The organism is Streptomyces sp. NPDC053513 (genome assembly GCF_044544765.1).
GTDB classification, from domain to species: domain Bacteria; phylum Actinomycetota; class Actinomycetes; order Streptomycetales; family Streptomycetaceae; genus Streptomyces; species Streptomyces litmocidini.
In genome coordinates, this window is the sequence record NZ_JBITXP010000003.1 from 30954 (window position 1) to 50276 (window position 19323).

Sequence of the window (19323 nt, forward strand, 5' to 3'; positions counted from 1 at the left end):
TCAGGTGCGGCTCGCCGCCCGGGGAGGCGTCTCGGCGGGAACGGCGGCCGGCCGGGGGACCGTCACCGGCGGCGCCGTGCGGCGGGAGGCCCGGGTCTGGGTGAGGGCCGCGCCGGCCAGGACCACCAAGGCGCCCACCGGGGTGTTCCAGGTGAGGTGCTCGTCCAGGAGGGCGACGCCCGCCGCCGTGGCGATCACCGGGATGAAGTACGTGACCATCGAGGCCGTCGTCGGGCCCACCTCGGCCACGACGCCGTACTGGAGCAGCATCGCGTACCCCGTCCCGAGCGCGCCGAGCGCGATCACGGAGAGGAGCGGCAGGAGTTCCACCGACTTCGGGACCGTGGTGAACAGGGGAGTGACCACGGCCAGCTGCAGCGTCGCCAGGCCCACCTGGGAGCCGGCCAGCGAGAGGTTCGAGGCGCCCGTGCCGCTCAGGGTCCTGCGGACGTAGATCCAGCCGACCGCGTAGCTGAAGGAGGCGAGCAGGGCCAGGGCCGTGCCGGTCACGTCGAGGCCGGAGAAGCCCTGCCAGGCGCCGAGCACGGTGAGCACGCCGACGAAGCCGATGCCCAGGCCGGCCGCGCGGACCCGGGTCGGGCGGTCCTCGGAGAGCGCCACCAGCGAGAGCACCATGCCCCAGAGCGGCGTCGTCGCGTTGCAGATGCCCGCCAGGGTCGAGGGGATCGTCAGCTCCGCGTACGCGAAGAGGGAGAACGGCAGGGCGTTGAGGAGGAAGGCCGCGACCGCCAGATGGCCCCAGACGCGGGCGCCGCGCGGCAGCCGGTCGCGCTTGACGACGAGGGCGGCGGCGAGCACCGCCGTACCGAACAGGAGCCGCCCGAAGGTGACCTGGAAGGGCGCGAAGCCCTCCGTGCCGACCTTGATGAAGAGGAAGCTGAACCCCCAGATGAGGGCCAGGGCGCCGAAGCGGACGCGCCAGTCGAGGAGAGGGGAGGACGAGGGTGGGGCTGCGGGGCTCATGCACTCAGGGTGACCGCAACGACCTCTTAGAACAAGCGAGAATTCCTCGACCCCTCCCCTTAGTATCGCTTACATGTCGAACCTGGAGCGGACATGCTGAACCTGGAGCGCCTGCGCACCCTCGACGCCGTCGCCCGGCACGGCTCGGTCAGCGGCGCGGCCGACGGCCTGCACGTCACCACCTCGGCCGTCTCCCAGCAGTTGTCCAAGCTGGAGCGCGAGGTCGGGCAGCAGCTGCTCGCCAAGAACGGCCGGGGCGTGCGGCTCACCGACGCCGGGCTGCTGCTCGCCGAGCACGCCGCCCGGATCCTGTCCCAGGTCCAGATGGCGCAGGCCGACATCGAGGCCCAGCGGGGGCGGGTGGTGGGCGAGGTGCGGCTCGCGGCCTTCCCGACGGCGGCGCGCGGACTGTTCCCGGCCGCCCTCGCCGCCCTGCGCGAGGGCCACCCCGAGCTCCGCGTCCGTACGACGGAGCTGGAGCCGGAGCCGGGGGTGCGGGCGGTGCTGCGCGGCGACGCGGACCTGGCGATCGTCCTGGACTGGAGCAACAAGCGGGCGCCCGTCCCCGGCGGCCTGGAGCGCGCCCACCTCCTCGACGACTCCGCCGACGTGGCCCTGCCCGCCGCCCACCCGCTGGCCGGGCGGGAGGCGGTGGACCTGGAGGACTTCGCCGACGAGGAGTGGGTGTCATGGCCCGAGGGCGAGTTCTGCCACGACTGGCTGATGTTCACGCTGCGCTCGCAGGGCATCGAGCCGCGCATCGGGCACTTCGCGGGGGAGCACCACACCCAGCTCGCGCTGGTCGCGGCCGGGCTCGGGGTGTGCATCACCCCCCGGCTCGGTCGCCCGGTGCCGGACGGGGTCGCCTTCGTCCCCGTGCGGCAGAAGGTGCGGCGCCACATCTACGCCACCTGGCGCGCCGACGCCGGCCGCCGGCCCTCCGTGCGGGCGGTCGTCGCGGCGCTGCGGGCGGCGGCGGAGCCACTGGCGAGCTGAGCCCCCGCCCGCTCTCAGAGGTCCGCGAGCTTGCGGAAGTCCCAGGAGGCGACGGCGTCCGGGGTCAGCCGGAGCCAGGCGTGCCGGCCGTCGTGCGGCATGGAGTCCAGGCCGAAGTTCTTGGCGGCGAAGAGCTGCTCGGGCACGTCGAGTTCGGGGCAGGGCTCGCCGGTGCGCGGGGCCTCGCCGACGAAGACGGCGGTGCCGGACAGCTCGACGCCGCGCAGCTCCCCGTACTCCTCGCCGTCGTCCACCACGACCGCGATCCTCGGATCGGCGCGCAGCTCCGCCCAGCGCCGGCTGCGGGTGATCGAGTACAGCCACAGCGAGGAGCCGTCCCAGACGAACCAGAGCGCGCTGACGTGCGGGCGGCCGTCGGCGGAGACGGTCGCGACCCGGCAGGTGCGCTGTTCGGCCAGGAAGGAGTCGAGCTCGGCCGGGGTCATCATGATCCGGCGTCCACGGCGCTGCGCGACGGTCATCGTCCGCACCCTTCTGGATTTCTGATGAGACGTCAGAAAGCATGGGGCGTCGGTCGCGCGCGTGCAAGGGGAGGTCGGGAGAGCCATGGAACGGAGTGCGGGAGAACGGCCCGGGCGGCGGAGTGCGGGAGAACGGCTCGGGGAGCGGATCCGCCCGGACGGCGGAGTCGTCCTGCTCACCGTCGAATGCCAGCGGGGTGTCGTCGGCCCCGACAGCGCCCTGCCCGAACTGGCCGCCGCCGCCCGTGATTCGGGCGCCCTGCGGAACGTCGCCCGGCTCGTCGCCGCCGCGCACGCGGCGGACGTCCAGGTCGTCCACGCCGTCGCCGAGCGGCGCCCCGACGGCCGCGGCGCCAGCACCAACGCCCGTCTGTTCAGGGCCGCCGCCCGGCTGCCCGTGCAGCAGCACAGCGGCAGCGAGGCCGTACGGATCGCCGAACCGATCGAGGTCGCCGACGAGGACCTGGTGGTCCGGCGCCTGCACGGGCTCTCGCCGCTCGCCGGCACCGACGTCGACGCGCTGCTCCGCAACCTCGGCTGCCGGACGCTGGTCGTCACCGGCGTCTCCGCCAACGTGGCCGTGCCCAACGCCGTCTTCGACGCCGTGAACTTCGGCTACACGGTCGTCGTGCCCGGGGACGCCGTCGCGGGGGTGCCGGCCGACTACACCCCCGCGATGATCCGTCACACCCTCGCCCTGGTCGCCACGATCACCACGACCGACGAGGTGCTGGAGTGCTGGAAGGCCCCCGCGGGCGACGGAGGCGCCGTCAGCCGGGGCTGATCTCCTCGCCCACCACCTGGATCGGCTCCGGCGGCAGCGGCGAGGGCGCCGGGCCGGACTTCACGCTGCCGTCCGAGATGTCGAAGTGGCTCTGGTGGCACGGGCAGACGATGACGCCGTCCTTGACGCTGCTCACGGCGCAGCCCTGGTGGGTGCACTTGGAGGAGAAGGCCTTGAACTCGCCGGCCTTCGGCTGGGTGATCACCAGGCCCTTGTCGGCGAGGATCTTCCCGCCGCCCACCGGGATGTCCCCGGTCCGCGCGAGGGCCGTGCCCTCCGGCGCCGCACCCTTGTCGTCCGCGCCGCTCCCGCAGGCGGCGAGTGCCGCCGCCAGGCCCGCGCCGCCCGCCGCCGCGACCACCGTCCGGCGTGCCACTCCGCTCATGTGCTGCCCCTCTTCCCTCGGTGTGCTCGGTGCACTGCTGTGACGCCACCAGACGGTACGGCTGTGAGCTGTGTCCCGTTCGCGGGATGGGCACTTCGGGTGCCTTACAGTTCTGAGTAGAGTGTCGGAACCTGGACATCCTTTGATGAAAGTGTCTAGCTTCCGTGAACTCTTCCGTGAACTCCTCGGTGAGTGCGCACCACGTACGGGCCGTGCTGCTCGGCGCCGAGCGGCGCGGGGTGGCCCCGGGACCGCTCCTCGCCCGCGCCGGACTGCCCTCCACGCTCCTGGAGGAATCCCGGGCCAGGATCCCGGCGGAGCAGTTCGGGCAGCTCGTCAGGACGTCGTGGGCCGCCCTCGACGACGAGCTGATCGGCTTCGGCGGCGCGCCCAGCAAGGTCGGGACCTTCGCGATGATGGCCCATGTCGTCGTCCACGGCAGTCGCGACCTGCGCGAGGCGCTCCGGCGCGCGCAGACCTTCTACTCCCTCTTCCCGGCCGGCCCGCGCTTCCGGCTCGCGGAGCCCGGGGCCGGCGGGCCCGACGAGGCGCGGATGGAGTTCGACGTCTCCGGATACGACGACCCCCTCCACTTCGGCGCCGAGTCCACCGTCCTGGTCGCGCACCGTTTCGCCGGCTGGCTCGTCCGGCGCCGGATCGGCCTGAGGCGCGTCGAGTTCGTCCACCCCGAACCCCGGCACGCCCGCGAGTACGCCCTGCTCTTCGGCGCGCCCTGCGTCTTCGGCGCGGGACGGACGACGGCCGTCTTCGACCGGGCGGACCTCGACGAACCCGTCCTGCGGGACGCGGTGGCGCTCAAGGCCTTCCTCCGGCGCGCCCCGGTCGACGTGCTGGTCTGCGGGGACTACGGCAGCACGGTGACCGGCCGGGTGCGGCACCTGATCGGCCGGGCGCTGCCCGCCGGGCCGGTGCCGACGCCCGAGCAGCTCGCCGACCGGCTGTCCGTCAGCCCGCAGACCCTGCGGCGCCGACTGGCCGCCGAGGGGACGACGTACCAGCGGCTCCGCGACCAGGTGCGGCGCGACCACGCCATCGCCGAGCTGACCGGCGGGCGGGTGTCGATCGAACGGCTCTCGCGGCAGCTGGGCTTCTCCGAACCCAGCGCCTTCCACCGGGCGTTCCGGCGCTGGACCGGCGAGACGCCCCGCTCTTATCAGACGCGCGGTCAACAACCCTGAGCGGTACGGTCACGGCCTTCGCCCGCCGAGGGGCCTACCTTCCCGCCATGACCGAAATCGACCGGTCCGGTGGCCCCTGGCCGCCGGCCCCCTCCCGACGCCGATGAACCCGCGCCGGGCGGCCGGTGCCGTCCTCGGGACCGGTGTCCTGCTCTGCCTCCTCGCCGGGGTCGCCGTCACGGCCCTCGGCGTCCGGGTCGACGGCACCAGCATGAGCCCGACCCTCCACCAGGGCGACCGGATCCTCGTCTCCCCGGGCTCGGAGGGCGAGGCGCGCCGGTTCGACGTGGTGCTGCTGCGGGCCACCGGCAAGGACGCCCTCCTGGTGAAGCGGGTGATCGCCCTGCCCGGCGACCGGGTGGCGATCGTCTCCACGCCGGACGAGCCCTTCCAGGTCCTCCTCCAGGAGGGCGGCCGGGGCCCGGTGCGCCGGGTGGTGGCGCCCTCGTGGGCCTCGCAGGCCCACCGTACGAGCGCCTGCTGCGGACCCGACGGCACCCGGTCGGCGCGGCCCGGGCTGCGGACCGTGCCCCCGGGAGCGTTCTTCTACCTGGGTGACAACCCCGACCTGTCGGACGACTCGCGGGCGTACGGCTGGGGCGCGCTGGACCGGATCGAGGGCCGGGTCGGGGTGCGGGCCTTCCCGGTCTCCGCGTCGCCGGACATCGGCAACCGGCCCGTACTGGAGGAGTACCGGGGGCCGAGCCCCTGAGGCCCTCCGCGCGCCGGGCCCCGCGTCCTGCCGGGGGAGCTGCCCCCGGCCCGTCACCGGGGGAGCCGCTCCCGGCCCGTGCTCAGGGCGATCCGGACCACGGTGTCCGCGATGCGGCGGGCCGACTCCTCCGGCGAGGGGCCGGCCTGGACGATGTGACTGGCGGTCAGCCGGACCGCCGCGTCCACGGCCAGCTCGCGCGCCACCGGGTCGACGGCGGGCCAGGCCTCCGTGACGTACGCGTCGCACATCGCCGTCGCCAGGTCGAAGGCCGCGGCGGACCGGGTCGTGAGGTACGACAGGAGTCCGTCCTCGCCGGTGCTGGTCAGCATGGCCTTGATCAGCGGGTTCCGGCCGGCCAGCGTGAGCGTGAAGCCGACGGAGGCCTCGACGGCCGCCCGCAGGTCGTCCCGGTGCGCGTCCAGGCCCTGCTGGATGCCGACGAGGCAGCGCTCCAGCTCGCGCTGGAACAGGGCCTCGCCGACCGCCTCCTTGGAGGGGAACTCCGCGTACAGCGTCTGCCGGCTGACGCCGACGGCGCTCGCCAGGTGCGCCATGCGCAGCTTGTCGAAGCCGCGGTCCGCGACCGCCTCGTACGCGGCGTCCAGCAGGCGTTCGCGCAGCAGTGTCCGGACCGTCTCCCTGAACCGTGGCATCGGCCAAGCCTAGACCAGGAGGAAATCTCCCCGGAATCGTCAGAAGTGTTGACACTTATCGGAGAAGTGTCCAATTCTCGAACAGGTAGCCGCGAAGTGTCATTCGGCCAGTGCGGCACGACGGTTGGAGATCACATGCAGCACGAGACCAGAGGCGTCACCCGCTGGCGCAGATCGGCGTTCCTCGCCGTACCCGCGACGGCCGCCGTCGCCGCCATGGCGACGGCCATGGTGCAGGGCGCGCTCGCCGCGAACCTCTCCCTCACCAGCGTCCCTTTCACCCTCAGCTCCAAGACGGTCGCCGCGCCCCAGGGCATCGGCGCGGTCATGCACACCATCGACGCCGGCGGGGCCAAGGGCGCCGCCGAGGTCGGCATCGCCAAGGCGGGCCTGGACGGCATCTGCGTCCACGCCGTCCAGTCGGTCGACCTCCCGGTGATCGGCAGCCTCGGCACCTGGTCGCTCAACATCTCCTCGCCCGCCGCCGCGACCCCGCTCACCAGCGACCAACTCGTCGCCGGCGCCGGGCTCCAGGCGAACAAGCTCGTGCTCGACGCGCAGGCGCTCAAGGCGGCCACGGCCACGCTCAACGCGAGCGACACCACCCCGAACGTCATCGGCGCGGCCGCCGACGGCGCCGGGATCAAGGGCACCGGCATCAACGACGGCACCCCGGGCCAGTTCGGCCTCGACGCCACCGGCGGCCGGACCGACATCAAGAACCTCAACGCCGACGCCAACGGCGCCACGATCGCCGGCGCGATCACCCTGCCGGACCTCGCCATCGGGATCGCCCACGGCGACAAGACCTGCGGAGCCTGACCGCACGCACCACCCGGGGCTCCGCGTCCTCCGTACGGCGCGGGGCCCCGGCCCTCCCACCCCGACCCACCGCTGCGAGGCCTCCATGACCACCGATCCGCCACCCGAGCCGACCGGGGCGCCCACCCCGGGCGGGCCGCGCCGGGCCCGCACCGCCTTCCGCCGCTGGCGCCGCACCCGGCCGTTCTGGGCGGCCCTCTGGACCGGACTCGGCGGCTTCGTCATCTTCTTCCTGCCGATGGCGCCGCTCGGCAAGATCCTCCAGGTCGGCGTCGGAGGCATCGCGGGCATGGCCGGCGGCGTCCTCCTGATGGCGATGGCCCTGCTCGTCCTGCTGCTCCCCGGACAGCGCCACACGGCCGGTGTCATCGCGGTGATCGCGGGCGTCGCCTCGTTCCCGCTGTCCAACCTCGGCGGCCTGTTCGTCGGCATGTTCCTCTCGGTCCTCGGCGGCTCCATGGCCTTCGCCTGGCTGCCGGAGAAGCCCGCCGGGAGGCGCCGTCCGCGCCGTACCGCCCCGTCCGCGTCCGTGGGGAGCGGATCCGCATGAACCACCTCCTCTCCGGGGCCCGCGGCGCCGCCGCCGACTGGAACGCCCGGATGCTCGCCCAGGCCGCCGACGGCACCCGCCGCGGCACCCGCTGGGGGCGCGGCGCCTTCGCGTTCGTCCCCTCGGTCCTCGCCATCGGCGTCCTCGGCACCGCCCTCGCGCAGGGCGCGCTCGCCGCCAACTTCAGCGTCACCGGGCAGCCCTTCACCCTGACGTCCAACGGGGTCGAGGGCAGCGGCTTCGGCGCCATCGTCAACACCCCCGCCGTCGGGCGCCCCGACGGCACCACGAGCACCTCCACCGCGATGGCGCGCGTCGGCTTCGCCAGCGCCCACCTCGCCGGACTGTGCGGCATCGTCCACCAGACGATCGCCGGGGTCCCGTACTCCCTGCTCCTGACCGGCGGCCAGAAGGTGGCGGCGTCCCCGCCCGCCACCTTCACCACCGACATCGACGCCTCGAACCTCTACATCCAGGCCACCGAACTCCAGGCGTACGGACCCACCACCCTCCAGAACGCGGTCCTCGGCCAGTCCGCCGACCAGGTCACCGTCGCGGGCAAGCCGCTCACCGGCGCCCTGCCCGGCGGCTTCGGCCTCGGCTCGGCCGGCGGCGAGGGCGGCAGCTCCATCGCGCTGCACGGACTGAACGCCAGCGCGTACGACGCCGAGATGGCCGGGGCGCTCGTCCTGCCCGATCTGAGGATCAGGGTCGTCGCGGGAACGGCGACCACATGCTGAGCCGGGTGAGGACCGCGTACGACCGGTTCGGGCCGGACCGGGCGGGCGCCGCGTACGGCCGGTCCGGTCCGGGCCGGGTGAGGGCCGCGTACCTCTGGTTCCGCGCGTTCCGCCGCACCCGGCCGTTCTGGGGCGGGGTGTGGCTGGTCGCCGGCGGCTGGACCGTCCTCAAGTTCTCCCTCAGCTCGCTGCAGTTGATCGTCAGCACCGGCTTCGGAGGAGTGGCGGGCTACCTCGTCGGCGGCGGGATGATCCTGTGCGGGCTCATCCCGCTGGCGCTGCCCGCCCAGCGCTACACCTTCGGGCTCATCGGCGCGGTCCTCGCCGTCGTCTCGCTCGTCGTCTCCAACCTGGGCGGCTTCCTGCTCGGCATGACCCTCGGCGTGCTCGGCGGCTCCATGATGGTCGGCTGGGGAGCCAAGCGCCCCCGCCGCCGGGCGGTGGAAGGATGACGGCCGGGGTGCGCGGGGCACCGCGCAGGGCCCTCGCCGTGGCGACGGCCCTGGTCCTCGCGGTCGTCACCGCCGTCTGGTCCGGGCAGCCGAGCAACGCCTCGGGCGGGAGCGCCGCGGTCGAGCCGCTCGGCGTGCCCTTCCTGCCCTCCCCGGACCCGCTGCACGTCACCATCGGCAGCATGGTCGCCGTCTCGATGACGGTCGACAAGAACGTCACCATCCGGCTCTCCGACGGCTCGACGCGCACCACCACCCGGTACACCTTCACCAAGCTCAAGATCCGCTCGCACATGAACGTGGTCCAGCGCGCCGCCGGACACACCGTCACCATCGACGTCCCCGGGGAGGGTTCGCTCGGCGGCTACGACAGCGCGGGCAGGGCCGAGACGACGACGATGTGGGGGAACATCACCAACGTCTGCGTCCGCGTCCTCGTCAAGATCTGCGGAGTGCAGGGGCTGCTCGACTTCTTCGGTTCCCTCATCCCGCTCACCGCCGGAGCCGAGGACTTCGCCGGCGACATCTACGCGATCCGGACGGTCGACGACCACGCGGCCCTCGACTCCACCGACAACCCCGTCCACCTCCCCGGAACCATCACGGTGACCACACCATGAGCACCCCTGACCCGAGCACCCGTGACCCGAGCGCCCGCGAGGAAGGACGCACCCACTGGGGCCGGTCCCTCGCCGTCGCCCTGCCCGCGCTCCTCGCCGCAGGCGGCCTCGGCTCCGCCATGGCGACCGGAGCGCTGGCCGTCGGCCTCCGCATCCAGGACCGGCCCGTCGACTTCACCACCAGCAGCCTGTACGGGACGCAGTACGGCGCCGCCGTCGTCGACCAGGCCGTCGTGCGCCCCGACGGCTCCACCGGCACCGAGCGCGTGCTCCGCATGGGCTTCGCGGACGGCGTCATCAACGGCCTCTGCCTCAGCCAGCGGCAGCAGATCGCGGGAGCCACGTACACCCTGCTGCTCACCCTCGGCGACGACGACCCGGGCTCCTGGGAGATCAGGACGAAGAACACCGTCCTCGACCTGCGCGGCGCCACCGGAGTCCTCGACATGGACGGCGTCGTCGACCTCAACGTCAACGGCGCCGACGTGAAGACCGTCAAGGACGCCTCCGGCGCCTACGTCGTCAACCCCCTGGACAGCCCGCAGCACCGCTTCGGCATCCAGGCGCGCTACGCCAAGTTCGACCGGATCACCGGCACCGCCCAGGACTTCCAGATCCCGGGCCTTCTCACCACCCCGAAGCTCTCGCTCTCCGTACGGCCGGGCGCGGTCGCCTGCCCCGCCCCGGCGGCCCCCACCGGGACGCCCGGCACGCCCTGACCGCCGCGCGTCGGGCCGTGCTCGACGGCGGTGTCACTCCGGATCGTTCCGGATGCCTCCCCCGGCGCCCCCGCCACTACCTTGTCGACGGCGTCCGCCAGACCGACCAGTCCGGAGCCCGGGGGAGCACCGATGCCGACGACCGTCACCACCGGCCGACCCGGCGCGCTCGTGCTCCGGGACCAGGAGCGCCGGGTGCTCGCCGCGGTCGGCTGCGGTCTGCGGGACGACGAGATCGCCGCCGACCTCGCCATCCCCGAGGAGGACGTGGCCTCCCACCTCGCGCGGATCCTCGTCGAGCTCGGGCTCCGGGACCGGGCCGCCGCCATCGTCCACGCCTTCGACTCCGGGCTCGTCGTCCCCGGCCGGGGCCCCCGCACACGGCCGGCCGACCCGGCGGCGCGGAGCACCGCCGCCCGCGCGGCCGGACCGGCGGTGCGGCTCTCCCTGCTGGGCCCCCTGACGGCACGACAGGACGGACGGCCCGTGGACCTCGGGCACCTCCGCCAGCAGTCCGTACTCGCCGCGCTGGCGCTGCGCGCGGGGCGGACCGTCAGCCGACGGGAACTGCTCGACGCCGTGTGGGGGACGGACACCCCCGCCGCCAACGTCGTCCCGGTGTACGTCTACCGGCTGCGCAAGGCCCTGGGCGCCGGGGACGACACCGCCCCGGTCATCGAACGCGACCCGCGCGGCTACCGGCTGGTCCCCGGCGCGGTCGACGTCGACGTGGCATGCCTGGAGGAACTGGTCACCGCCGTCGGGGCGGCGGACCGCGCGGGCGAACCGGCCGAGGCGGTCCGGCTCTGCTCCCAGGCGCTCGACCTGTTCCGCGGGGAGCCGTTGGACGGACTGCCCGGACCGCTCGCCGAGCTGGAGCGCCTGCGGCTCACCGAGCGCAGGATCGCCCTCGTCCAGCGGAAGGCGGTCTGGCAGCTGGGGCTCGGCCGGCACGCCGAGGCGACGGCGGAGCTGTTCGCCCTGGCCGCGGCGCACCCCCTGAACGAGCCGGTGGCCGCGACGCTGATGCGCGCGCTGTACCGGAGCGGCCGGCAGGCCGACGCGCTGGACGTGTACGACCGCGTCCGCCGCCGCCTCTCCGAGGACCTCGGGGTCCCGCCGAGCCCGATGCTGCGGCGCACCCGCCGGCTGATCCTGCGCGGGGACGAGGCAGGTCCCGCCCACCCGGCCGGACCGCGGCCCACTCCTTCCACCACCTCATGAGAGAAAGGCCCACGATGACAAGGCAGTTGTTACGCCGCACCCTCGCCCGGCTGGTCGTCGCCGCCGGCGCCGGAGCACTGGCCGTCGGGCTGACCGCCCCGGTCGCCGCCGCCCGGCCCGTGCCGGAGCCGGGCCCCGGCAAGGACCGGCAGGGCGTCTCCCGGTACTTCAGCGGCCCGGAGGGGTTCGCCATTCCGACGGTGCCCTGCGACCCGGCCGGTCCCTCGGCCACCGACGGCGTCATGGCCGACCAGCTCGACCCGCAGCTGAACGCGAAGATGGCCGGCTATCTGGACGCCTACAAGATGTCCTGCGCGCGGATGGTGACGCAGGCGGTGAAGGACCGCGGGCTCAATCCGAAGGCCGCGGCGATCGCCATCGCCACGATCATCGTCGAGAGCAGCATGAACAACTACGCCCAGGCCGTCGACTACACCAGCCTCGGGCTCTTCCAGCAGCAGGACTGGTGGGGCACCCGGGAGGAGCGCCTCGACCCGGTCCACGCGACCAACGCCTTCCTCGACGAGATGGAGCGGCAGTATCCGGGCGGCTCGTGGAACGACGAGGCGATCGGCGAGGTCTGCTGGCACGTCCAGCGACCGCGCGAGGACCTGCGCCATCTGTACGGGGTCGAGGCGGGCGACGCGGTGCTCATCGCCGACGCGCTGTGGTCCGGCACGAGCGCCGGCCCCCAGCACCCGTACGGCTCCGGCCGGGTGGTGTCCGGGCGGTCCGCCGACGGCCGCCTCGAAGCCTTCGCCGCCGGCGCCGACGGTGTCTGGCACGCCTGGCAGACCGCGGTGAACGGCGGCTGGTCGCGGTGGCGGTTCGAGGGCGGTCCGCGCAACGCGCAACTGGCGGTGGCGTCCAACGCGGACGGCCGCCTCGAACTGTTCGCGCTCTCGGACAGCACGTTCGACCACATGTGGCAGACCGGCCCGAGCGCGGGATGGTCGACCTGGGCGAACTTCGGCACCGGCGGCCACCGACTGGCAGCGGGCAGCAACGCCGACGGCCGCATCGAGGTGTTCGCCTCCAACGCCCACGGCGTGTTCCACCGCTGGCAGACGGCGCCCAGCGGCGGCTGGGCGAACTGGGAGGGCACCGGCGGCGGCCCGGCGGACGCGCGCCTCGCCGTCGAGACCGCGCCGGACGGGCGACTGGAGGTGTTCGCCCTGTCGGACTCCACGTTCGGGCACCTGTACCAGGGCGCGGTCAACGGCGGCTGGTCCGCCTGGGAGGAGTTCGGCGGCGGCGGTCACGACGTCGCCGTCAGCCACAACCAGGACGGCCGCATCGAGGTGTTCGCGTCCAACGCCGACGGCGTCTTCCACCGCTGGCAGACGAGCCCGACCTCCTGGTCGGCCTGGACGGGCACCGGCGGGCTCTCGAACGCCGAGCTGACCACCTCGCGCTCGGTCGACGGCCGGGTCGAGGTCTTCGCGATCAACTCCGCCGCGGCGGGCCACTCCTGGCAGACCGGCCCGAACGCCGCGTACTCCGCGTGGGAGACCTTCGGCGGCGGGGGCACCGAGATCGGTGCGGGCAACAACGCCGACGGCCGCGTCGAGGTGTTCGGCACCAGCCACGCCGGCGTCTACCACCGCTGGCAGACCGGCTTCTCCTCCTGGGCGGAATGGGGCTGGCTGAACGATTCCGGGCCCGCGATCGACTAGGAACCTTCGGGACGGGCGCACGACGGGCCCCAGGGCGGGCGCGCACGGAAGAGAGGCCGGACCCTCCGGGGAAGGAGGGCCGGCCTCTCTCGTGCCGTCAGGAGGCGAAGGACCTCTCCAGGCGCGGGATCAGGTCCCGGAGGTCCTGCTCCCAGCAGCCGGGGCTGTGGCCGCCGTCGCACCCGGTGCCCCAGCCCGCGCCGTCGCCGTAGTTGACGTAGTGGTACGGCAGGCCCCGGGCGTCCATGCGGGCCTTGACGTTCTTGGCCGCCCCCGCGACCCAGAACTCCAGGTTCGCCGGCGAGCCGCCCCCGTCACCGGTGTAGAGGGACACGCCCGTCCCGGCGAACCTGTCGACGTGCTGCGAGGGGTCGACCTCGTTCCACCGCCAGTCGGCGTTGAACACCGGGTAGGGCGAGCCGAACAGGGCGTCGCTGTCCACGCCGGGCTTGTAGGCCGATTCGTTCGGGTCGCAGTAGCCCGACGACGAGGCGCACAGCGCGCCCATCGCGTCGGTGACGGAGGCGACCACGGCCAGCCGCAGGTCCATGGAGTTGACGGACAGGTCGATGTCCCCCGACAGGGAAGCGGTCTGGCCGAAGAGGTCGGGCCGGGCCTGGGCGTAGTGGAAGGCCCCGAACCCGCCCATGGAGATGCCGGCGATCGCCCGGGACTTCTTGGCGGCGATCGTCCGCAGGTTGGCGTCGATGAACGGGACCACCTGGTTGAGGTGGAAGTTCTCCCAGTTCTGGGCGCCGAGCACGGTGTTCTGGTCGAGCCAGTTCGCGTACCAGCTGCGGGCGCCGCCGTCCGGGATGACGGTGATCATCTCGTTCGACATGGAGAGCGCCGGATAGTTCTGCCGGACCGGGTCGTCGGGGGAGCCGTGCAGGAAGTACAGCACCGGGTAGCGCCGGTTCGGATCGTCGTAGTAGCCGCTCGGCAGGATGATCTTGATGTGGTGCTCGCCCGCGACCTGGGGCGTGGTGACCGTGAGGTGGAAGTTCGTGGCCGTGCCCACCGCCGGAGCCGACTGGGTCAGTCCGAACCCGTCCTGCAGCTTCGGCGGTTCGGTGCCGTCGGCGGCGCGCGCGGCGCCCGCGGGGGCGAGGACGGCGACGGCGGCGACCAGCCAGGCCACCAGCGTGGTCCGCCAACGCGATGTTCTCGTCACGGTGTTCCCTTTCGTCGGTTCAGTCCAGGACCTTGGTCCGCAGGGCCGGCGAGGCCGCGATCTGCTCCTCGGTGTACCGCTCGGTCACCCATCCGCCCGCCGAGAACAGCCGGGTCTGGTCGGCGTGGTGCGGAGAACTCGGGTCGGCCGACTGGGAGTACGCCATGACGGAGTACGCCTCCGGCGGCCCGTCGGCGGTGAACCGGACCTGCTGGACGAAGCTGGATCCGAAGGTGATGTCGAACCTGCCGTCGACCTGGCCCGGGGTGATCACGTTCAGCACGCCCAGTTCGCCGAGCGAGCCGTGGATCGGGATCTGCTCGCCGCCCCGGGTGACCTTCTGGACCTCGGACAGCGCCGCGTTCAGCGGGACGCCGGCCCGGCGCAGCGCGAGTACGGCACGGGCGAGGGCGTCGCGGACGGCGGAGCTCCCGGAGTCCAGGGAGTTGGGCGTGTGGACCGGGTCCTCGGGGTCGAAGGGCACCTTCCACGGCAGCTTCTCCGGCTTCTGTCCCCCCGCCAGGTAGGCCCAGTAGTTCGCGAACAGCCAGGACCCCCGGCTGTCCAGCGTGAAGTCGTGGCTCTTCCAGGCGGCGAGGACCGGACAGGCCTCCCTGATGTCGACCAGGTTGCCGTCCACCAGGACCAGCCCGAAGGCGACGCTCCGGCACGCCGCCACCGTGGCGTCGAGGGTGAGGTCGGCCGCCCTGCTGTTGTCGGCGAACAGCAGCCGCCCCATGGTCTCGGGGGTGAAGCCCCGCCCCGGCAGGCCGTCGGTGCCGTCGATCCGGTTCCGCGCGGTCAGGATCAGCTCCTGGGTGCGCAGCGACCGGGGGGCCGCCGTGTCGCCCATCACCCGGGGGTAGGACAGCGGCTGTTCGGGGTTGGCCAGCCAGGGGCTGTCGTTGGCGTTTCCGACGAAGTCGGACCTGATCAGCCGGGGTTGCCTGTGGGGGTCGAGCAGGCCCGGCGCGGCCGCGTTCGGGTCGTCGGGCCAGTCGCAGGCGCTGCGCTTGCCGTCGAGGATGGAGACGGGCGGCACGTTCGGCAGCGGGAGCGCCTGGTCGAACAGCAGCTTCCCGGTCTCGGTAAGGCAGGAGGCCGCGTGCTCGTCGGTGATGTTCGGGACGGCCTGGATGTCGGCGTACAGGGCGTCGCCCCGGCGGTCGGAGGCGATCGTGTTGAAGAAGGGGACGCCCTGGGTGGTCTCCAGGACGTTCACCACGTCGTGGACGTCCTTGGCCCGGTCGAGGCCGAACCAGGTGTTCAGCGCCCGCAGGTTGTCCCGGTTGGGGTCGCGCACCACGTGCGCGCTGACCGCCCAGGGCAGCTGGACGCCCACGATCGAGGTGGTGACCGGTCCGTAGCGGGTGGACCACAGGGTCCTGGAGACCTTGCCGAGGGAGCCGTCCGGGTTCCGGACGTCGACGTCGACCCGCTGCGAGGTCATCCGCTCCCAGGCGCCGTCGACCAGGTACATGGTGGGATTCAGTGGGTCCACCTGCACGTCGAACAGCCCGAACGGGGCCACGGTGGCGACGGTGTGGCTCCAGGCGACATCGTCGTTGTGCCCGATGTTCACGGCGGGCAGTCCGAGGAGACCGGCCCCGGAGACGTTGAGCTTCCCCGGGATGGTCAGCTGGCTCTGCCACATCCGGTTCTTGCCCTGCCAGGGGAAGTGCGGGTTGGCGAGGAGCATGCCGGTGCCCCCGGAGACTCCTTGCGACCCGACCGCGAGCGCGTTGCTGCCCATGTTCTGCGGACGGGTCCTGGCCAGGGCGTCGCGGATCCTCTTCGCGGTCTCCGCGGGCCTCATCGGCTCGGCGGGCTTCGGCCTCTTCGCGGTCCCGGCGCCCCCCGCCGTCGCCGCGGTGGCCGAGGCCCCCGGCGGCACGGCGTTCACCTGACCGTCGAGCAGCGCGTCGGCGCTGCCCATGATGATCTCCGCATGGGCGTGCCGGTAGACGTCCAGCTCCGTGATCGGCCGCACCCAGGCCGCGCCGCGGCAGGCCGGGTCGGAGAGGTTGTCCACGCCCGTCTCCGCCAGGTACCGGTTGTACCCCTGGACGTAGCCGCGGACGGTCTCCCTGACCTCCGGCTCCGGCCCGTCGGGCGCGGGCCGGTTCAGGAGCCGCTCCACCACCATGTCGTCCTTGAGCCGCTGGAAGTACAGGTCGCTGTTGAGGTTGGTGGTGGTGTTCTGGTTCTGGCCGGGACTCGTCCGTCCGTCGGGCCCCAGGTAGCGGGACCTCCGGGCGTCGACCATCAGATACGTGTCGGCCAGGGTGCAGATGTTGTCCTTGGCCGCGGCGTACCCGTACCCCGTCCCCAGTCCCTCCCAGTCCGAGGCGATGATGTGCGGGATGCCGTACTCGGTGTAGCGGATCGTCGGCCTGTCCGGCCCCTGCGCGGCGGCGGGCGACGCCGTGGCCGGGGCGCCGGTGACCGCCGTCGTGCCCATCACCGCCGCCGCGGCCAGGACCGCCATCGGCAGCCTCGCTCTCGATCTCCTCCGTGCCATGAAACCGTCCCTCCCTGGAGTGGGGCCTGCGTGCGGACGCGGCCACGCTAGGGAGGAGCGATGAAATATCGATGACGCGGCCGATCCCGGCGCCTCCGCCGGGTCAGCGCACGGCCGGGGGCCGGGGGCACCCCGGCAGCGGCGGCCGGTCCTTCGTCCGTACGGCGGGCAGCCAGGCCGCGGGATACGGGGAGCCGTGCGGCAGCCGGACGCGGAACCAGAGCGTGGACTGCAGGTCCTCCTCGTCGATGACGGGCTGTCCGTCGGGCAGCCGGCAGTCGGCGGTGAGGACGTCGCCGTGCCACACCCGGGTCGGTACGACGTTGCCCGCGGCGTACGGCCGCAGGGGATCGATCGCCAGGCCCAGACTGCACTGCGGGTCCCTGTCGACACGGTCCTGGCAGCCCCGCTCCGCGTTGAAGACCTCGACCGTCCGGGCCCGTCCGCCCGCACGGCCGGACGGGTCCTCCCGTACGGCGTCCGCCCACAGGGTCGTGCCGGCGGCCCCGCAGAGCGCGGCGGCGAGGACGACCGCGCGGGCCCGTCCCCGTGCCGGCCGGGCCCCGGCGCCGTGGGCCCCCGGACCGCGCGTCCCCGCGTCGTGCGGCTCCGTCTCCCGCGTGCTCTCCGACGTGTCCTCCCGCGTGCCCCCCTGCGCGCTCTCCCGGGCGGCGATGCGGGCGAGCAGGCTCTCGGCCGTGTGCGGGGCGCGCGCCGCGTGCGTCGGGGCCAGACAGTCGGCGGCCAGGGCGCGCCAGAACGGCGGCACCGCGTGGTCCATGCGCAGCGGCGCACGCCCCTCGCCGTACTCCTGCACGGCGGCGCCCCGCGCCACCGGCGTGGCGCCGGGGAACGGTGAGGCGCCGCCGGCGAACACCTCGTGGATGACGACCCCCAGCGCCCAGATGTCGGCGCTCGGCCGGACCTGCACGCCGAGCTCCCCCAGGGGCGCCCTCCACCGCTCGGGCGGGAGGTAGTCGAGCGTGCCCATGGGAGGCACGTACCCGTGCGTCCCGGTCAGCTCCGTGGCGAGCCCGAAGTCCGAGAGCTTCACCGAACCGTCCCTGCCCAGCAGGACGTTCTCCGGTTTGAGGTCGGCGTGCACCCAGCCCGAGCGGTGGAGATGGGCCAGGCCCTCGCAGATCCCCGCGATCAGCCGGCCGCGGTCGGCCCCGGACGCGCCCGCGTCGAGGAGCTCGCGCAGACTGCCGGCGGCCCGTTCCATGACCAGCACGATCGCGCCGTCCACGGCCGGAAGCTCCGGCGCGGAGAGGACGAAGGACTCCCGGAGGCCGATCAGCCGGGGATGCCCGGCCCTGCGCCCCAGTTCGACCTCGCGACGGGCGGACTCCACGATCCTGCGGGCCTGCCGGGGCGCGAGCCCGGCGGTCGGCATGACCTTGAGCGCGACCTCGTCGGAGTCCGGTGCCCGGCCGGGGCGGTCGCGGCGCTCCTCCGCCGGCCGCGCCGCGTACACCGTGGACCAGCCCCCGGCCCCGATCAGTTCGGTGACCACCCAGTCGCCCACCCGGTGACCGGGCGGGAGCAGGTCCGTGCGGTCGGGTCCCGTGGCGTCGTCCTGGCCGCGCGGCGCCGTCATCGCGGCCTCTGCCGCTCCCGCCCGCCGCCCCCCGACAGGGACGGCAGCAGTGCGAGATGCTCCTCCCGCACCAGACCGAACCGCAACGCGAGTCCGACGATCTCCTCCCGCTTGCCGTTGCGGCGCTCGCCCTTGCCCGGCTCCCGGGCCTCGAGCCCGCCGAGGCGCAGCTTCTCCTCGGCGAGGTAGTCGATGTGCGAGCTGACGGCCCGCGCGGTCAGGGCGCCGCCGGTGACGTGTCCCCTGAGCCGCTCCACGATCTGGGGCGTGGTGGGCACCGCCACGCGGGACTGGTCGCGCAGCCGGGGTTCGCACAGCGCGACGAGCACGAGGAAGTACGTGGCCGACTCGTCCAGGGAGTACGCGGTGACCGTGCGGCCGCCCCAGGGCGCGCCCGTCGCGTCCGGGTCCAGATAGACGTGGTCGGGGGCGAAGACCTGGAAGGAGACCGTGAGGTCGCCGCGGGTGGGCAGCACCACCCGGGAGAACTCGAACGGGACGGGTGCCCCGACGCGCCGCGGCGGGACCCTCAGGTACTCGCCCGCTCCCTCGGGGTTCTCCACCAGGTAACTGTGGGTGCCGCTGTGGTTCGTCAGCTGCCAGTGGTCGTCGGTCGCGCGGATCTCCCCGGCGAGCCGGGAGATCGCCGCGTCCGCGAGACGGAGCTCGACCGGAGTCGAAGCGGAGCCCCGTCCGAAGCGGGCGACCTGGCCGGGGCCGAGCCGCAACGTGACCGCGTCGCCGTACGGCTCGCCGCCGTCGGCGCCACCGCTTCCGCTCGGCAGATGGACGACTACGCCGCTCACCGCTCCCCCTCTTCGTCCCGTCGCGGTTGTCGGACGAGCGGAACGATACTCACGGGTCAGGTGAGTTCACCGGCGTGCTTCGGCCACTTCGGCCGGGGCCCGTCAGGACGGTCGGCGGCCGCCCCCGGCGGGTGCCCCGGCGGCGTGGGGGAGCCGCCGGGTCCTTCCCGGACCCTCGCGCGCCGCGGTCCGCGCCGCCACCCGCCACTGTGATCCAGGAC

20 protein-coding genes are annotated in these 19323 nt (G+C 73.6%); 12 read left to right on the plus strand and 8 right to left on the minus strand.

What is annotated here, in order from left to right; all coding sequences use genetic code 11:
* Window positions 1-984 carry a DMT family transporter gene (locus tag ACIGW4_RS05795; protein ID WP_359591609.1) on the minus strand — a complete coding sequence of 328 codons (984 nt, stop codon included), beginning with the start codon at window positions 982-984 and terminating at the stop codon, window positions 1-3.
* A gap of 93 nt (window positions 985-1077) precedes the next feature.
* Between ACIGW4_RS05795 and ACIGW4_RS05800 the strand changes: the two genes are divergently transcribed.
* Window positions 1078-1980 carry a LysR family transcriptional regulator gene (locus ACIGW4_RS05800; RefSeq protein ID WP_359591611.1) on the plus strand — a complete coding sequence of 301 codons (903 nt, stop codon included), beginning with the start codon at window positions 1078-1080 and terminating at the stop codon, window positions 1978-1980.
* Window positions 1981-1994: 14 nt separating this feature from the next.
* Here ACIGW4_RS05800 and ACIGW4_RS05805 read toward each other — a convergent pair whose 3' ends face one another.
* On the minus strand, window positions 1995-2462 hold the full coding sequence (locus tag ACIGW4_RS05805) for a pyridoxamine 5'-phosphate oxidase family protein (RefSeq protein WP_123458798.1): 468 nt from the start codon (window positions 2460-2462) through the stop codon (window positions 1995-1997).
* Window positions 2463-2547: 85 nt separating this feature from the next.
* On the opposite strand from ACIGW4_RS05805, the gene ACIGW4_RS05810 reads away from it, so the two are divergent.
* Window positions 2548-3246, plus strand: coding sequence for a cysteine hydrolase (locus ACIGW4_RS05810; protein WP_399578718.1), 699 nt, complete (start codon window positions 2548-2550; stop codon window positions 3244-3246).
* On the opposite strand, the gene ACIGW4_RS05815 is transcribed toward ACIGW4_RS05810, so the two are convergent.
* Window positions 3233-3631 (minus strand): Rieske (2Fe-2S) protein, encoded by a 399-nt coding sequence (locus ACIGW4_RS05815; protein WP_399578720.1) that lies wholly within the window; start codon window positions 3629-3631, stop codon window positions 3233-3235. The genes ACIGW4_RS05810 and ACIGW4_RS05815 overlap by 14 nt on opposite strands.
* A 164-nt stretch (window positions 3632-3795) precedes the next feature.
* On the opposite strand from ACIGW4_RS05815, the gene ACIGW4_RS05820 reads away from it, so the two are divergent.
* Together ACIGW4_RS05820 and lepB are read left to right on the plus strand one after the other, a co-directional pair.
* The gene (locus ACIGW4_RS05820; protein ID WP_398711048.1) at window positions 3796-4830 is read left to right on the plus strand and encodes an AraC family transcriptional regulator; all 1035 of its coding nucleotides are present in this window, start codon (window positions 3796-3798) and stop codon (window positions 4828-4830) included.
* Between the two features lie 103 nt (window positions 4831-4933).
* Complete coding sequence (gene lepB, locus ACIGW4_RS05825; protein ID WP_359591614.1) at window positions 4934-5542, plus strand: signal peptidase I; 609 nt, start codon at window positions 4934-4936, stop codon at window positions 5540-5542.
* Window positions 5543-5595: 53 nt separating this feature from the next.
* On the opposite strand, the gene ACIGW4_RS05830 is transcribed toward lepB, so the two are convergent.
* On the minus strand, window positions 5596-6198 hold the full coding sequence (locus ACIGW4_RS05830) for a TetR family transcriptional regulator (protein ID WP_123458794.1): 603 nt from the start codon (window positions 6196-6198) through the stop codon (window positions 5596-5598).
* Between the two features lie 135 nt (window positions 6199-6333).
* On the opposite strand from ACIGW4_RS05830, the gene ACIGW4_RS05835 reads away from it, so the two are divergent.
* From ACIGW4_RS05835 to ACIGW4_RS05870, 8 genes are all read left to right on the plus strand, one after another.
* Window positions 6334-7020: a DUF6230 family protein gene (locus tag ACIGW4_RS05835; RefSeq protein WP_123458793.1), complete on the plus strand. Its 687-nt coding sequence runs from the start codon at window positions 6334-6336 to the stop codon at window positions 7018-7020.
* Window positions 7021-7105: 85 nt separating this feature from the next.
* Window positions 7106-7570, plus strand: coding sequence for a DUF6114 domain-containing protein (locus tag ACIGW4_RS05840; protein ID WP_123458792.1), 465 nt, complete (start codon window positions 7106-7108; stop codon window positions 7568-7570).
* A complete protein-coding gene (locus tag ACIGW4_RS05845) occupies window positions 7567-8310 on the plus strand; it encodes a DUF6230 family protein (RefSeq protein ID WP_399578724.1) in 744 nt (247 codons plus the stop codon). Before ACIGW4_RS05840 ends, ACIGW4_RS05845 begins: the two co-directional genes overlap by 4 nt.
* Window positions 8311-8315: 5 nt before the next feature.
* Window positions 8316-8762: a DUF6114 domain-containing protein gene (locus ACIGW4_RS05850; protein WP_399578726.1), complete on the plus strand. Its 447-nt coding sequence runs from the start codon at window positions 8316-8318 to the stop codon at window positions 8760-8762.
* 8 nt (window positions 8763-8770) lie between these two features.
* Window positions 8771-9382: a hypothetical protein gene (locus tag ACIGW4_RS05855; protein ID WP_398711044.1), complete on the plus strand. Its 612-nt coding sequence runs from the start codon at window positions 8771-8773 to the stop codon at window positions 9380-9382.
* Window positions 9379-10101 (plus strand): DUF6230 family protein, encoded by a 723-nt coding sequence (locus tag ACIGW4_RS05860; RefSeq protein WP_399578728.1) that lies wholly within the window; start codon window positions 9379-9381, stop codon window positions 10099-10101. Before ACIGW4_RS05855 ends, ACIGW4_RS05860 begins: the two co-directional genes overlap by 4 nt.
* Before the next feature lie 132 nt (window positions 10102-10233).
* Window positions 10234-11325: a BTAD domain-containing putative transcriptional regulator gene (locus ACIGW4_RS05865; RefSeq protein WP_399578730.1), complete on the plus strand. Its 1092-nt coding sequence runs from the start codon at window positions 10234-10236 to the stop codon at window positions 11323-11325.
* A gap of 14 nt (window positions 11326-11339) precedes the next feature.
* On the plus strand, window positions 11340-13001 hold the full coding sequence (locus ACIGW4_RS05870; RefSeq protein WP_123458787.1) for a peptidase M23: 1662 nt from the start codon (window positions 11340-11342) through the stop codon (window positions 12999-13001).
* Window positions 13002-13098: 97 nt separating this feature from the next.
* Here the strand turns inward: ACIGW4_RS05870 and ACIGW4_RS05875 are convergent, their stop codons facing one another.
* From ACIGW4_RS05875 to ACIGW4_RS05890, 4 genes are all read right to left on the minus strand, one after another.
* Window positions 13099-14175 carry an alpha/beta hydrolase gene (locus tag ACIGW4_RS05875; RefSeq protein ID WP_399578731.1) on the minus strand — a complete coding sequence of 359 codons (1077 nt, stop codon included), beginning with the start codon at window positions 14173-14175 and terminating at the stop codon, window positions 13099-13101.
* A 19-nt stretch (window positions 14176-14194) separates the two neighbouring features.
* Complete coding sequence (locus tag ACIGW4_RS05880) at window positions 14195-16696, minus strand: penicillin acylase family protein (RefSeq protein WP_399578733.1); 2502 nt, start codon at window positions 16694-16696, stop codon at window positions 14195-14197.
* Between the two features lie 103 nt (window positions 16697-16799).
* Window positions 16800-18296 (minus strand): serine/threonine-protein kinase, encoded by a 1497-nt coding sequence (locus tag ACIGW4_RS05885; RefSeq protein WP_398711039.1) that lies wholly within the window; start codon window positions 18294-18296, stop codon window positions 16800-16802.
* The gene (locus tag ACIGW4_RS05890; RefSeq protein WP_399578737.1) at window positions 18293-19102 is read right to left on the minus strand and encodes a serine/threonine protein kinase; all 810 of its coding nucleotides are present in this window, start codon (window positions 19100-19102) and stop codon (window positions 18293-18295) included. Before ACIGW4_RS05890 ends, ACIGW4_RS05885 begins: the two co-directional genes overlap by 4 nt.
* Window positions 19103-19323 lie beyond the last annotated feature (221 nt).